Origin of the sequence: Escherichia marmotae (genome assembly GCF_002900365.1) — a bacterium.
Classification (GTDB): Bacteria; Pseudomonadota; Gammaproteobacteria; order Enterobacterales; family Enterobacteriaceae; genus Escherichia; species Escherichia marmotae.
The window spans coordinates 2612217-2626149 of record NZ_CP025979.1 but is presented as its reverse complement, the minus strand read 5'-3'; the positions used below and the strand labels follow the sequence as shown (position 1 = coordinate 2626149).

Here is a 13933-nt window from a genome sequence, read left to right as displayed (position 1 = left end):
TATTTACTTACGCTTGCAGTTCCAGCCCTGCCAGCCGTTTCCAGTAACCGTTGCAGTCGCTATTAGCCGTTAACGGCAGCGGCGCAGCGCCATTTTCATTGGCGCGGAAGGCGTCGAGCATAGCAAAAGTGTCTGTGCCCTGCGGTGACAGGCGAACCACATCGACCAGCCCCTGCATTGACGCCAGCTCGTTACCGAGGTTGTAAACATAGCCGCTCATGGTCTGAATGCCGTTGAGCACAAACACCTGCTGATCTTCCTGTGACAGCACGTTGCGCCCGTTCGGATATTTAATGCAGCAGGTTTCGCACTCATCTTTCGGGCGATCCTCCGAGCGTGCGGTGAAGCAGCGGGCTGAGTACGCCAGCGGCAGATGGCCGTAGCTCAAGACTTCCACTTCAAACTGGTTGCGAATACCCAGTTCATCACACTGATTGAGCAGATTCACCAGCCAGTCGCGGGAAAGTTCTACCGGCATACACCAGCGCATCATGCCCTGTTTGAGCAATATTTTCAGCGTCACTGCGTTGTAGCAGTTCAGCGCATGCCCGGCGACGAACGGGAGTTTGCGTTCGGCGCACATATTCACCACGCCGAGATCGCTGGCTTCAATCAGAAACTCGCCGTTCTCAACATAGCGTTTCAGTTCGCCCAGCTCGGAAGAGGCCTGTACCAGCGCCAGCGTGGAGAGCACAATCTGCTTGCCACTTCCGGCGAGCGATTTTGCCATCTCCAGCCAGTCGCCAACTTTCGTTGCCCGACGCTTGCTGCATACCGCTTCACCAAGATAAATCACGTCGGCGCTGCTGGTGGCGGCCTGCTGATAAAATTCTTCCAGCGTCTCTTTTGGCCAGTACCACAGCACTGGCCCTAAGGAATATTTCATTGCTTTTCTCACTGCCATTTACGGTGATATGCGCCAAGGGTGGTTTGCGTGCCTTCGGACATCGACCCGAGCGTCTCCATCCACGCGTTTTGCGGCACGAAGTTTTGCGGATCGGCCTTACAACGGTCGATAGCCTGACGCCAGACTTTCGCCACCTGGCTGACATACGCCGGGCTACGCTGGCGGCCTTCGATTTTCACCGAAGCAATATTCGCCGCCATTAGCTCAGGCAGCAGTTCCAGGGTATTGAGACTGGTTGGTTCTTCCAGTGCGTGATAGCGCTCGCCGTCCACCAGATAACGCCCTTTACACAGCGTCGGGTAACCTGCGTTTTCGCCGTCCTGATAACGGTCGATCAGCACCTCGTTAAGGCGGGATTCCAGCCCCTGCGGCGTTTGTTGCCAGCGCACGAAGCGGGCAGGAGAACACGCACCCACGGTGTTGGGCGACTCACCGGTCAGATACGACGACAGATAGCAACGTCCTTCCGACATAATGCACAGGCTGCCGAAAGCAAAGACCTCCAGCGGAACTGGCGTGACCCGTGCCAGTTGTTTCACCTGGTGAATCGACAGTACGCGTGGTAGCACCACGCGGGCGACATCAAAATGGCGATGATAAAAGTTAATTGCCTCTTCATTGGTCGCTGAAGCCTGCACCGACACGTGACGCTCAATATGTGGGTAACGCTCGGCGGCGTACTCCAGCATGGCAAGATCGGCAAGGATCAGCGCGTCGGCACCCAGTTGTGCCGCCATATCCACGGCACGTTGCCAGCGGGCGTAGCCGTCCGGGTGCGCAAAAGTGTTAATCGCGATGTGAAGTTTGCGGCGATGTTGATGGACAAAACTCACCGCTTCCTGCAATTTTTTCTCGGTAAAGTTAAGGCCGGCGAAGTGACGGGCATTGGTATCATCTTTTAGCCCGATATAAACAGCATCTGCGCCGTTTTCGATGGCCGCCTTAAGCGCCGGGAGATTTCCGGCAGGGCAGAGCAGCTCCATAATTTTTCCTGAAGGTTGCGCTATCAAAACGCAAAAATGTTAACGAACTGGGATTTTAGTTAACCTTGCTGCGACAATTTTTGATTTAAGGCAGTTAAAGTTGTATTGGTGGTAGCAGCAATTTCATATGGAATTGTTGATTTATACCGCTATGTTATTTTCCTGATATGGCAAAATAGGATGATTGTTGAAACAGGGAGTAAAACTCGTGTTGGATAAACTGCGTTCCCGTATTGTGCATTTGGGGCCATCTCTGTTGAGTGTACCGGTAAAACTGACGCCATTTGCGCTAAAACGCCAGGTTCTTGAGCAAGTCTTAAGCTGGCAATTCCGCCAGGCGCTGGACGATGGCGAGCTGGAGTTCCTTGAAGGCCGCTGGTTAAGTATTCATGTGCGTGATATTGACCTGCAATGGTTTACCTCGGTGGTGAATGGCAAACTGGTCGTTAGCCAGAACGCGCAAGCAGACGTGAGTTTTAGTGCCGACGCCAGCGATTTGCTGATGATCGCAGCGCGTAAACAGGATCCGGATACACTTTTCTTCCAGCGTCGGCTAGTGATTGAAGGTGATACGGAGCTGGGGCTGTATGTGAAAAACCTGATGGACGCCATTGAACTGGAGCAAATGCCAAAAGCCTTACGCATGATGCTGCTGCAACTGGCGGATTTTGTTGAGGCGGGGATGAAAACCACGCCTGAAACCAAACAGACATCGGTAGGTGAACCATGCTAATTCGAGTAGAAATTCCCATTGATGCGCCGGGTATTGATGCCCTGCTGCGTCGTTCATTCGAAAGCGATGCGGAAGCGAAGCTGGTTCACGATCTGCGTGAAGATGGCTTTCTGACGCTGGGACTGGTGGCGACAGATGACGAAGGCCAGGTCATTGGCTATGTGGCATTCAGTCCGGTAGATGTGCAGGGCGAAGACCTGCAATGGGTTGGCATGGCTCCGCTGGCGGTAGATGAAAAATATCGCGGGCAAGGGCTGGCACGCCAACTGGTCTATGAAGGACTGGATTCGCTTAATGAGTTCGGCTATGCCGCAGTGGTAACGCTGGGCGATCCGGCGCTGTACAGCCGTTTTGGCTTTGAACTGGCGGCGCATCACGATCTGCGTTGCCGCTGGCCGGGCACAGAAAGTGCCTTCTTGGTACATCGTTTAGCGGATGACGCGCTGAATGGTGTAACCGGGCTGGTTGAGTACCACGATCACTTCAATCGCTTTTAACCTCCGGGGTTTGCAGGCTACTTAATAACTCTGCAAACCCAGCGCCTTCCGCAACCAGGCATTCTTTCTGTCGTTTGGTCAGTTGCTTGACGCGATATTCCGCCCGTAATGCCAGCGAACGGTCGCCAACCGGTGCGGAAAATGCCAATGTCAGTTTGCCTTTCCCGCGCAGTGCTTTCGCCCCTTTACCGCTTTGATGCTGCTGATAGCGGCGTTCGACGTCCGTGGTGATCCCGGTATAAAGCTTATTGTCGGCGGTACGAATCAAGTAAAGGAACCAGGGTGTCATCGTCTGTGTCACATGTTAAGGTCTGGCCAACAGTATAAAAGAGAACAGAAATGGAAACACTCACCGCAATTAGCCGTTGGCTGGCAAAACAACATGTTGTCACCTGGTGCGTGCAGCAGGACGGGGAACTGTGGTGCGCCAATGCCTTTTATCTTTTTGATGCGCAGAAAGTTGCATTTTACATTTTGACGGAAGAAAAAACGCGCCATGCGCAGATGAGCGGGCCGCAGGCTCCGGTTGCCGGAACGGTAAATGGTCAGCCGAAAACGGTGGCATTAATTCGTGGCGTGCAGTTTAAAGGTGAGATCCGCAGACTGGAAGGTGAGGAAAGTGACCTCGCACGTCAGGCCTATAATCGCCGCTTCCCGGTTGCCCGGACGCTGTCGGCACCGGTGTGGGAAATCCGCCTCGATGAGATAAAATTCACCGACAACACGCTGGGCTTTGGGAAAAAACTGGTCTGGCAACGGTAACCTATAGTTAAACATGAGTGCATATACAGGGCCGGAGGCAATATGAGTCAGGTTTTAATTACAGGCGCAACGGGGCTGGTGGGTGGGCATCTACTGCGGATGTTGATTAATGAACCGAAAGTACAGGCTATTGCCGCGCCGACGCGACGCCCATTAGCAGATATGCCGGGAGTCTATAACCCACACGATCCACAATTGACCGACGCGCTGGCGCAGGTCACCGATCCGATAGACATTGTTTTTTGTTGCCTTGGCACCACGCGGCGGGAGGCGGGCAGTAAAGAGGCATTTATTCACGCTGATTACACGCTGGTGGTGGATACGGCATTAACCGGACGGCGGCTGGGCGCGCAGCATATGCTGGTGGTCAGTGCGATGGGGGCAAACGCGCATTCACCATTTTTTTATAACCGCGTCAAAGGGGAGATGGAAGAGGCGTTAATTGCTCAGAACTGGCCGAAACTGACCATCGCTCGCCCGTCGATGTTGCTGGGCGATCGTAACAAACAGCGGATGAACGAAACCCTTTTTGCGCCACTGTTCCGTTTGCTACCAGGGAACTGGAAATCCATTGATGCGCGAGACGTGGCGCGGGTAATGCTGGCAGAAGCGATGCGGCCAGAGCATGAAGGCGTGACCATTTTAAGCTCTTCAGAATTACGCAAAAGAGCTGAATAATTATTCCCAATAATTGATGGTGAGCGTAATATTCTCGCGCTCAATTATCATAACTTTTTCCTGGGGAATGCTATGGCTGGTCAGTCTTCATCTCAGGCGGCAACGCCCATTCAGTGGTGGAAACCCGCGCTTTTCTTTCTCGTTGTCATTGCCGGACTCTGGTATGTGAAGTGGCAACCCTACTACGGTAAGGCCTTTACCGCCGCCGAAACCCACAGCATCGGTAAATCAATCCTCGCACAGGCGGATGCCAATCCGTGGCAGGCAGCGTTGGATTACGCGATGATCTACTTTCTTGCAGTATGGAAAGCGGCGGTGCTGGGTGTGCTCCTCGGATCGTTGATTCAGGTATTGATCCCTCGTGACTGGTTGTTGCGCACGCTTGGACAATTGCGCTTTCGCGGGACGTTACTGGGAACGCTGTTTTCACTGCCTGGAATGATGTGTACCTGCTGTGCGGCACCGGTCGCGGCGGGGATGCGCCGCCAACAAGTGTCGATGGGAGGGGCGCTGGCATTCTGGATGGGGAATCCGTTGTTAAACCCAGCAACGCTGGTGTTTATGGGCTTTGTTCTCGGCTGGGGTTTTGCGGCGATTCGCCTGGTGGCGGGTCTGGTGATGGTGTTGCTGATTGCAACACTGGTACAAAAATGGGTGCGTGAGACACCGCAAACGCAGGCACCGGTCGAAATCGACATGCCAGAAGTGCAGGGCAGATTTTTTAGCCGCTGGGGCAGGGCGCTGTGGACGCTTTTCTGGAGTACGATCCCGGTTTATATCCTGGCAGTGCTGGCGTTGGGGGCTGCTCGCGTCTGGCTGTTCCCCCATGCCGATGGCGCTGTCGATAATAGCCTGATGTGGGTGATAGCGATGGCGGTAGCGGGATGCTTGTTTGTCATTCCCACGGCGGCAGAAATTCCGATTGTGCAGACGATGATGCTGGCAGGGATGGGAACCGCTCCGGCGCTGGCATTATTGATGACCCTTCCGGCGGTGAGTTTGCCGTCGTTAGTTATGCTGCGCAAAGCGTTTCCGGCGAAGGCATTATGGCTGACGGGAGCGATGGTGGCGGTATCGGGTGTTATTGTCGGCAGTCTGGCGCTGTTGTTCTGATTCGAGGGAAAACATGTCGGATGCGGCGCAAGCGCCTTATCCGACCTGTGGTTTGTGCCATTGTAGGCCTGATAAGGAGCCTGTACATAGATTTGTGTAATTGCCTGATTTTGATATGTTCAATTCAACATCAAATGAAGGTTAAATTATGGACGACAAACAATTGCAGGCTCTGGCTAACGAACTGGCCAAAAATCTCAAAACCCCTGAAGATCTCAGTCAGTTCGATCGCCTGCTCAAGAAAATCAGTGTTGAGGCTGCTCTCAACGCTGAACTGACTCACCATCTGGGACATGAAAAAAATCAGCCCAAATCGGGAACCAACTCCCGTAATGGCTATTCCACGAAAACCGTCACCACTACCGACGGGCCGATGGAATTACGTACTCCACGTGATCGTGATGGTTCCTTCGAACCACAACTGGTGAAGAAAAATCAGACCCGCATTACCGGCATGGACAACCAGATCCTGGCGCTGTATGCCAGAGGGATGACTACCCGCGAAATTACCTCAGTCTTCAAAGAAATGTACGATGCAGACGTCTCTCCGGCGCTGATATCGAAAGTCACCGATGCCGTAATCGACCTGGTTGTTGAATGGCAAAACCGTCCTCTGGATGCGATTTATCCCATTGTTTATCTTGACTGTATTGTCCTGAAAGTACGGCAGGACAGCCGGGTTATCAACAAAGCGGTGTTCCTGGCTCTGGGTATTAACCTTGATGGTCAGAAAGAGCTGCTGGGTATGTGGCTGGCCGAAAATGAAGGTGCAAAGTTCTGGCTGAATGTACTGACGGAACTGAAAAATCGCGGCCTGAACGATATCCTTATCGCCTGCGTGGACGGCCTGAAAGGCTTCCCGGAAGCGATTAATGCCGTCTACCCGGAGACGCAGATCCAGTTGTGCATAGTACACATGGTACGCAACAGCCTGCGGTTCGTGGCGTGGAAAGACTATAAAGCGGTAACCCGTGACCTGAAACAGGTTTACCGCGCAGCCACGGAAGAAGGCGCGTTGCAGGCGCTGGATGCGTTCGGGAAGGAATGGGATGCACGGTACCCGCAGATAAGTCGCAGCTGGCGGGCAAACTGGCCGAATATTGCCACCTTCTTCGTGTACCCGGAGGCGATCCGCAAGGTTATCTACACCACTAACGCAATCGAATCGCTGAATAGCGTCATCAGACATGCGATAAAGAAACGGAAAGTGTTCCCGACAGATGAATCGGTGAAAAAAGTGGTGAGGCTGGCTATCCAGTCAGCCTCACAGAAATGGACGATGCCACTTCAGGACTGGCGGATAGCCATGAGTCGCTTTATTATCGAATTCGGTGACCGCCTTGACGGTCACTTCTGAGAAAGGCATTTACACAGAATGATGGACAGGCTCACAAAAACTGGCCACCGCTTTAGAGTTTTTCCAGTATCGGTTTTCCGATTCATTTGGTGGCAACCCACCGTTATATTCGTGCGGCCTGAGCGCGTTGTAATACCCAACGATATAGTCCGTTATTTCATGGGCAGCATCGCTGAAGTTCATGTAACCCGTCACCGGTATCCACTCGTTTTTCAGACTCCTGAAGAAGCGCTCCATCGGGCTGTTATCCCAGCAATTTCCTCGTCGACTCAGACTCTGTTTGATCTGGTAACGCCACAGTAACTGCCGGAACTGCCTGCTTGTATAGTGGCTGCCCTGATCGCTGTGGAACATTACCCCGGCTGGTTTACTGCGGATTTCCCAGGCCATTTTCAGCGCTTTGATGGTCAGTCTGCTGTCCGGAGAGAACGACATTGCCCAACTGATCCTACCCACGTAATGTGGACACGGCCCTAAGCGAGATTATGGTTTTCAAATTGTTCCGGGCTGAGACCGCCACAGGCACTGTGACGACGCCAGCGATTGTAATCACACTCGATATAATTAAACACCGTTGCCCGCATTATTTCCCGGCTGCTAAAGCGTTCCCCGTGGATACATTCCACCTTCAGCGAATGAAAGAAGCTTTCCACACAGGCATTGTCATAACAGTTGCCTTTCGCACTCATACTGCCACGCAGGTTGTGTCGCTTCAGCAGCGCCTGATAATCCCCTGAACAGTATTGACCACCACGGTCCGTATGAACAATGACGCTTTCCGGGCGTCTTCTCCGCCACAACGCCATTTGCAGTGCATCACAGGCCAGTTGTGCTGTCATTCGCGGTGACATCGACCAGCCAATAACGGCGCGTGACCACAGGTCGATGACTACTGCGAGATACAACCAGCCCTCATCGGTACGCAAGTACGTGATGTCACCCGCCCACTTCTGGTTCGGGCCGCTGGCGCTGAAGTCCTGCTCCAGCAGATTCTCCAATACGGGCAGGCCATGTGCACGGTAGCTGACCGGGCTGAACTTCCGGCCGGCTTTCGCCCGCAGCCCCTGACGACGCAGGCTGGCGGCAATGGTTTTAATATTGAACTCCGGCAGTTCGTCAGCAAGGCGGGGAGCACCGTATCGCTGCTTTGCCTCAAAGAATGCCTTATGAACAGCGGTATCGCAGGTGAGCCGAAACTGTTGGCGCAGGCTCATCTGGTGACGACGCCTGAGCCAGACATACCAGCCGCTGCGGGCAACCCGAAGTACACGACACATCGCTTTGATGCTGAACTCTGCCCGATGATTTTCGATGAAGACATACTTCATTTCAGGCGCTTCGCGAAGTATGTCGCGGCCTTTTGGAGGATGGCCAGTTCCTCAGCCTGCTCCGCCAGTTGTCGTTTAAGGCGGACATTTTCAGCGGCCAGTTCGCTTTCGCGCTCTGACGAACTCATTTGTTGCTGCTGTTTACTGCGCCAGGCATAAAGCTGAGATTCATACAGGCTGAGTTCACGGGCTGCGGCGGCCACACCGATGCGTTCAGCGAGTTTCAGGGCTTCGTTACGAAATTCAGGCGTATGTTGTTTACGGGGCTTCTTGCTGATTGATACTGGTTTTGTCATGAGTCACCTCTGGTTGAGAGTTTACTCACTTAGTCCTGTGTCCACTATTGGTGGGTAAGATCACTCCAGGGAGTCTGACATCAAGAGCGCGGTAGCCTTTTTTAATATTTCATTCTCCATTTCAATGCGTTGTAGCTTTTTCCTCAGCTCACGTATTTCGATTTGTTCTGGTGTTATCGGAGAGGCTTTTGGTGTTTTGCCCTGACGCTCATCACGCAGTTGTTTGACCCATCTTGTCATTGTGGAAAGGCCAACATCCATAGCTTTGGCGGCATCTGCCACCGTGTAGTTCTGGTCAACAACCAGTTGAGCGGATTCGCGTTTAAACTCTGCGCTGAAATTTCTTTTTTTCATTGGAGCACCTGTGTTGTTCTGAGGTGAGCATATCACCTCTGTTCAGGTGGCCAAATTCAGTGTGCCACTACATTATGCCTTAAATGCACGAGAGGTCATTTTCCACCAGTTCTTGTTTGAGGTGTTTCCACCTATCCCTGATGACGAGGATGCAAATGAAGGAAGATATGGGAATGTCCATATTACCATGGTGAATGGTGGCCCAGTAATTGAACTTTGTTGTGAGCCTGATGAGTCTGAGGACGAAAGTGATGGTGATATCGGTCAGTTGAATGCATTTTTTGACATTCTGGAATCAGAGCCTGAATCAACAGAGCGATATCAGTTAACCGACATAGATGGAGAAGATGCTTTTATCCGTATTGGGTCTATCGCGATGGTGCGAGTACCACTTGATGCGCTGGAGCCTGTCGAGGAAGATGACGAGTAACAGCGTTCGGCATCTCAACCAAGCCATACTCGTCCTGGTTAGATGCCGAAAATCAATGAATTTTCGTGTTGGTATCTGTGTTGGTATAAGATTGCGGTGTTTATTATTAACTATTTTAAATCATGAGGTTAAGTTGTATGTTTGAGTCCGGCCTTCGCACCAAAAGTATGTAAATAGACGTCAACTGAGGTCTTTTTTTATGCCTGAAATCCGCGCCACACAAATCTTTTCCGCTGTTTTTTCCAACTAACGTCAACCTGGTTCAATCCATATTAAATCCCTTAAGAATACCGAACCAAGTATGTTTGCGCTTATCTATTAAGGATTCGGCTCTTTCAGAAAATCTAATCCATCCTCCAGGCACAATATTTATTGCGATCGTGCTTGCATCGTGGACAATGTTTAATCATAAGTAATATTTACATCAATGAAATCAATGATTTCTATTATGTCACGGAATGGAAAATGGACAGCAATACATTGGGATTCACTTCATACTGGGTAAGCGGCTCGTCAGAACCGTATTGATATTTACTGAGAGCTCAGATCAACTTTCCAGGGCAACAGATCGCGTACCCGGTTTGCCGGCCAGTCCTGGATATGTTCAATGACGTAACGCAGCCACTTTTCTGGCTCCACATTGTTCAGACGGCATGTGCCGATCAGCGAGTACAACACCGCCGCATGTTCACCACCGCTGTCGGAACCCGCGAACATCCAGTTTTTCCGGCCTACGGCCACTCCCCGTAAGGCGTTCTCTGCGATGTTGTTGTCGATTTCCACCCAGCCATTACTGCAGTACACGTTCAGTGCATCCCACTGTTTCAGCAGGTATGCGAACGCTTTTGCCGTATCTGAGTGACGCGACAGTGTTTTCATCTGTTGCTGTATCCAGTCATACAGTGACTGCATCAGTGGCGCGGCTCTGGCTTTTCTTGCCGCCAGACGCTGTTCTGCTGAACAGCCCCGGACCTCTGCCTCGATAGCATACAGTTCACCGATACGCTGCAGGGCTTCCGTGGTGATGTCGGTGGGCGCTCTTGCATGCACATCGTGGATTTTTCTCCGGGCATGAGCCATACACGCGGCTTCCGTTATTCTGCCGGATTCGTATAACACCCGGTAACCACCGTAAGCATCGGCCTGAAGCACACCGCTGTAACCGGCCAGGTGATTTTGTGGATGGATACCTTTCCGGTCCGGACTGTACGCGAACCAGACCGCCGGGGGCATCTGTGAACCGGCGTTGCGGTCATCACGGACGTAGACCCACAGCCGGGCTGTCCGGGTTTTACCGCTGCCCGGCTCCTGGACCGGGACGGGGATATCATCGGCATGGACTTTACCGGGCATCAGCACATACTGGCGCAGGACGTCATACAGCGGCTCCAGCAGTTCAGCAACGGCACCGGTCCAGCGCCCCAGTGTGGCACGGCTCAGCTCCACTCCCTGACGACGGTATATTTCTGACTGGCGGTATAACGGCAGATGGTCTGCATATTTCCCGGTGACAACATGGGCCAGAAGCCCCGCTCCGGCATAACTGCGTGCAATGGGTTTTGAAGGTACTGGTGCCTGCACGATATGGTCGCACCGGCAACAGGCCAGTTTCGGACGTTGTGTTTCGATAACCTTAAAGGCGCTGCTGATAAGCTCCAGTTGCTCTGACACATCACATCCCAGAGAACTGAGTTCACCACCACAGGCAGGACAGCATTCCTCTTCCGGCCGGATAACCCGGGTTTCACGGGGAAGTGAGGCCGGTAACGGTTTACGGGCTGAAGACTGGCGCAGGGCGGATGGCAGTACCGGGTCATATTGCTCACCCAGCGTTTCCGCCATTTCTTCCTGAAGTGCGCTGATTCGCTCCTGAGCTTCCTGTATCTGCCGTTCGGTTTTTGCACGAAGTTTTTCTGAGCTTTTACCGAACTGCATACGTTGCAGTTTCGCAACCAGCGCCTTCAGCCGGTTGATTTCGGAAGCATAAGCCGCCACCCGCTGTGAGAGCAGGCGGTTGTATTCAGCCATCTGGCGGATGGTGTCCTGTTGCGTCTGCAACAGTGCCCGCAGGCGGGCGTTCTCATGAGCAAGTGAGGTGTCCATATCCTCACTTTACAACGGGTTATATGCGGATTCCAGCGCGTTCCGTTCGTTTCGGGTGCTTCCAGTTGATACCTTCAGGAAGCATGGATAACTGAGCCGGAGTAAGGTGCACCTTGCCGTCACGGGTGACTGGCCAGACGAAGCGGCCCCGCTCCAGGCGTTTGGTGAAGAGGCACAGTCCGTCACTGTCAGCCCACAACACTTTTATCTGGTCACCCCGGCGTCCGCGGAAGATGAACAGGTGTCCGGAGAACGGGTCATCCTTCAGGACGTTCTGAACTTTTGATGCCAGGCCGTTAAAGCCATTCCGCATGTCGGTGATACCGGCAACCAGCCAGATACGCGAACCGGCAGGGAGAGATATCATCAGTGGCTGCTCCCTTTTATTTCGCGGATAAGTGTCTGTAATAACGCCGGCGTCAGTTTACCTTTAAGCCTGAGAGTTCCGGCCGGCAGAACCAGCTCACAACACAGACTGTCGGACGGTGTATTTATCTGCTCTGGTTCCTGTGCGGGGGCCGGGATTTTATTATCCGGCTCCGGCGTTAACGTCACGGGAAGCAGTGCCGGCATATTTTTTCCGGAAGGCAGCAGGCCACCTTTCCGGTATTGATGGCGCCAGTTGAAGAGCAGGTTATCGTTGATTCCGTTTTCCCGGGCGATCTGCGCCACACAGGCTCCGGGCTGCAGTGACTGCTCCACTAAGGCGATTTTAAACTCATAAGGGAAGTTGGGCCGCCGGGGACGTTTTTTTACCACGGGGGCTTCGGATATAACGGTGCTTTCAGGACGTACGACTGGTACCGTGGAAAATTGTCCGTAAAGGCAGGCATCAAGTTCCTGCTCCGACATGCCTGCGGGCAAAGGCCACGAAAGGCCAGCTCTCCGAAAGCGCACGAACATACTACAAACTGTTGATTTTGGTACACCCAGGCGACGCCCGGCCACAACCCGGGGTAAATGTTCTTCAAAGTGAAGACGTAAAGCTTCAGTGATCCAGGTCCGGTGTTTCATACGATAGTGTCCATTAAAAATGATGGACATTATTTTTGTAGAGCCGGAGGAAACAGACCAGACGGTTTAAATGAGCCGGTTACTGTGAAAATTCACTTTCCACATTATTTAAATATACAGAGGACCAGATTAAATACCTGAGTATAAAATCTCTTCTGATGTTTAATTGATTTGAATGTTCGTAAGCTATATCACTTACTCAATCCATTTTACCCAGAGTCATAAAATAGATTGTTTGTTGATCTCATTTTCATACTCCTTTCAGACTGAAGTGCGTTTTCATCGCCCGATGAGAAAGAACTGAAGTGATGTTTGTCATAGATTGCGAGATGCCCAGCTTCATTTACTGTCTTGGTGAACCTTTATACCTGTTATACCAGATCAAAAATCACACAATCCATACAACAAAACCAGATTTGTAATTCGTGTCACAAAATATGTCGATATTTTTCTAAGAAGAAGATGCTATGTGAAGCCAGATGACCACTTGCGGAGCTCTTCATAAACCAAAGGTTTTTCTTTAATTATTTGTTTTATATGTTATTTATTTTTAGTTCAAACAGGAGGCGATTTGCAAGATAACTCAGCGGGCATGGTAAAGATAAGTGTCTATCCACCATCAGACTGGGCATAATTCTCATCATGAAATATGTTTCCTGCTTTGTGGCACGTAGCTGGGAACTCCCGGAGTTGTTCCGGGCAGGCTTGTTGATGTTCAGCACGCATCGGTATTTTCAGGATGATGTTTCAATCCGTTTGTTGCCGTATCACCCGGCGAATAGCTGTGAGTCAGGAAGGTTTAAGTCGTAGTGACCAAAGCTATCTTTAGCAACGAATGCAGATGGAAAAAGCGTGTTCTGGCTTTCCTCATATCTCCGGGAAATACACAGTATGAAAAAGGGATGTAACAACCTCACAGCATGAGTTTACAAACCAAAGGATAATAATGGCTAGGAAACTAAGCATTAGCATGATAATAGCCACCTGAAAATTACCGGTTTCTATGAAATAGCAATTATGTGGAAAAACAGAGTTGACTAATAATGTTATGTGTGAGATGGCTGACAGAAGCAATATTAAATTTTTATGATGATTTGCTTGTTACAGAAGATATCACATGATATATAGATAAGAATAGTTATATTGATCATGAGGTTTATTATTGGATTTCGTCTTACGCTGATAAATATATTAATGAACATAGCATACAAGAGCATATAGCGTTTGTATGGCAAAGTTATTATAAGTAACTATCGCCACTCCATTTTAGTTCATTCAAAAGAGCTGATCCACTTGCGTTAGTCATTACACAAACGTTCGCTTTTATAAACATAATCAGGGCTAAATGTTGGGCTGATAATAACCCAGTGCAGCTAGT

13 protein-coding genes and 3 pseudogenes are annotated in these 13933 nt (G+C 51.3%); 7 read left to right on the top strand and 9 right to left on the bottom strand.

The features are described from left to right. Positions 1–7 precede the first annotated feature (7 nt). Together C1192_RS13530 and ubiU are read right to left on the bottom strand one after the other, a co-directional pair. Complete coding sequence (locus tag C1192_RS13530) at positions 8–886, bottom strand: U32 family peptidase (RefSeq protein WP_001517156.1); 879 nt, start codon at positions 884–886, stop codon at positions 8–10. An 8-nt stretch (positions 887–894) separates the two neighbouring features. Then, positions 895–1890 carry a ubiquinone anaerobic biosynthesis protein UbiU gene (gene ubiU, locus C1192_RS13525; protein ID WP_001517155.1) on the bottom strand — a complete coding sequence of 332 codons (996 nt, stop codon included), beginning with the start codon at positions 1888–1890 and terminating at the stop codon, positions 895–897. Positions 1891–2098: 208 nt separating this feature from the next. Between ubiU and ubiT the strand changes: the two genes are divergently transcribed. Both ubiT and C1192_RS13515 read left to right on the top strand, forming a co-directional pair. Further along, positions 2099–2623 (top strand): ubiquinone anaerobic biosynthesis accessory factor UbiT, encoded by a 525-nt coding sequence (gene ubiT / locus C1192_RS13520; protein ID WP_001517154.1) that lies wholly within the window; start codon positions 2099–2101, stop codon positions 2621–2623. After that, positions 2617–3120 (top strand): GNAT family N-acetyltransferase, encoded by a 504-nt coding sequence (locus C1192_RS13515; RefSeq protein WP_000908549.1) that lies wholly within the window; start codon positions 2617–2619, stop codon positions 3118–3120. Before ubiT ends, C1192_RS13515 begins: the two co-directional genes overlap by 7 nt. Here C1192_RS13515 and yhbQ read toward each other — a convergent pair. Continuing rightward, positions 3107–3409 carry a DNA damage response exodeoxyribonuclease YhbQ gene (gene yhbQ / locus C1192_RS13510; protein WP_000189335.1) on the bottom strand — a complete coding sequence of 101 codons (303 nt, stop codon included), beginning with the start codon at positions 3407–3409 and terminating at the stop codon, positions 3107–3109. The two genes, C1192_RS13515 and yhbQ, sit on opposite strands and share 14 nt — an antisense overlap. A gap of 50 nt (positions 3410–3459) precedes the next feature. Between yhbQ and C1192_RS13505 the strand changes: the two genes are divergently transcribed. The 4 genes from C1192_RS13505 to C1192_RS13490 all read left to right on the top strand — a co-directional run bounded on the left by C1192_RS13505 (position 3460) and on the right by C1192_RS13490 (position 7030). Next, complete coding sequence (locus C1192_RS13505; protein WP_000449448.1) at positions 3460–3882, top strand: YhbP family protein; 423 nt, start codon at positions 3460–3462, stop codon at positions 3880–3882. A gap of 42 nt (positions 3883–3924) precedes the next feature. Next, on the top strand, positions 3925–4560 hold the full coding sequence (locus tag C1192_RS13500; RefSeq protein ID WP_001517153.1) for an NAD(P)H-binding protein: 636 nt from the start codon (positions 3925–3927) through the stop codon (positions 4558–4560). Between the two features lie 72 nt (positions 4561–4632). Further along, positions 4633–5673 carry a permease gene (locus C1192_RS13495; protein WP_038355871.1) on the top strand — a complete coding sequence of 347 codons (1041 nt, stop codon included), beginning with the start codon at positions 4633–4635 and terminating at the stop codon, positions 5671–5673. 148 nt (positions 5674–5821) lie between these two features. Next, entirely contained in the window at positions 5822–7030 is a 1209-nt protein-coding gene (locus C1192_RS13490) for an IS256 family transposase (RefSeq protein ID WP_103194806.1), read from the top strand. 9 nt (positions 7031–7039) lie between these two features. Here the strand turns inward: C1192_RS13490 and C1192_RS13485 are convergent. From C1192_RS13485 to C1192_RS13475, 3 genes and pseudogenes are all read right to left on the bottom strand, one after another. Continuing rightward, positions 7040–7477 (bottom strand): annotated as a pseudogene (locus C1192_RS13485) (DDE-type integrase/transposase/recombinase); the annotation flags it as partial. A 26-nt stretch (positions 7478–7503) separates the two neighbouring features. After that, a protein-coding gene (locus tag C1192_RS13480) for an IS3-like element ISEc16 family transposase (RefSeq protein WP_103194781.1) occupies positions 7504–8654 on the bottom strand; the annotation gives its coding sequence in 2 pieces (ribosomal slippage) (positions 7504–8393 and positions 8393–8654; 1152 coding nt in all). A 67-nt stretch (positions 8655–8721) separates the two neighbouring features. Then, positions 8722–9008: pseudogene (locus tag C1192_RS13475) on the bottom strand (transposase); the annotation flags it as partial. 73 nt (positions 9009–9081) lie between these two features. Here C1192_RS13475 and C1192_RS13465 point away from each other — a divergent pair. Then, a pseudogene (locus C1192_RS13465) lies at positions 9082–9438 on the top strand (helix-turn-helix transcriptional regulator); the annotation flags it as partial. Between the two features lie 531 nt (positions 9439–9969). On the opposite strand, the gene C1192_RS13455 reads toward C1192_RS13465, so the two are convergent. From C1192_RS13455 to tnpA, 3 genes are read right to left on the bottom strand one after another with little or no spacing between them, the layout of a single operon-like run. Continuing rightward, positions 9970–11541: an IS66-like element ISCro1 family transposase gene (locus C1192_RS13455; protein WP_103194767.1), complete on the bottom strand. Its 1572-nt coding sequence runs from the start codon at positions 11539–11541 to the stop codon at positions 9970–9972. Between the two features lie 19 nt (positions 11542–11560). Beyond that, a complete protein-coding gene (gene tnpB, locus C1192_RS13450) occupies positions 11561–11908 on the bottom strand; it encodes an IS66 family insertion sequence element accessory protein TnpB (protein ID WP_069906977.1) in 348 nt (115 codons plus the stop codon). After that, positions 11908–12585, bottom strand: a complete 678-nt coding sequence (tnpA, locus tag C1192_RS13445) for an IS66-like element accessory protein TnpA (protein ID WP_001339397.1) — start codon at positions 12583–12585, stop codon at positions 11908–11910. Before tnpA ends, tnpB begins: the two co-directional genes overlap by 1 nt. Positions 12586–13933: the final 1348 nt, after the last annotated feature.

Coding starts and splice junctions, on each gene's coding strand:
- yhbQ (WP_000189335.1), bottom strand. CDS start 3,409: ATGACACCCTGGTTCCTTTACTTGATTCGTACCGCCGACAATAAGCTT.
- C1192_RS13505 (WP_000449448.1), top strand. CDS start 3,460: ATGGAAACACTCACCGCAATTAGCCGTTGGCTGGCAAAACAACATGTT.
- tnpB (WP_069906977.1), bottom strand. CDS start 11,908: ATGATATCTCTCCCTGCCGGTTCGCGTATCTGGCTGGTTGCCGGTATC.
- C1192_RS13455 (WP_103194767.1), bottom strand. CDS start 11,541: ATGGACACCTCACTTGCTCATGAGAACGCCCGCCTGCGGGCACTGTTG.
- C1192_RS13500 (WP_001517153.1), top strand. CDS start 3,925: ATGAGTCAGGTTTTAATTACAGGCGCAACGGGGCTGGTGGGTGGGCAT.
- tnpA (WP_001339397.1), bottom strand. CDS start 12,585: ATGTCCATCATTTTTAATGGACACTATCGTATGAAACACCGGACCTGG.
- ubiU (WP_001517155.1), bottom strand. CDS start 1,890: ATGGAGCTGCTCTGCCCTGCCGGAAATCTCCCGGCGCTTAAGGCGGCC.
- C1192_RS13530 (WP_001517156.1), bottom strand. CDS start 886: ATGAAATATTCCTTAGGGCCAGTGCTGTGGTACTGGCCAAAAGAGACG.
- C1192_RS13495 (WP_038355871.1), top strand. CDS start 4,633: ATGGCTGGTCAGTCTTCATCTCAGGCGGCAACGCCCATTCAGTGGTGG.
- C1192_RS13490 (WP_103194806.1), top strand. CDS start 5,822: ATGGACGACAAACAATTGCAGGCTCTGGCTAACGAACTGGCCAAAAAT.
- C1192_RS13515 (WP_000908549.1), top strand. CDS start 2,617: ATGCTAATTCGAGTAGAAATTCCCATTGATGCGCCGGGTATTGATGCC.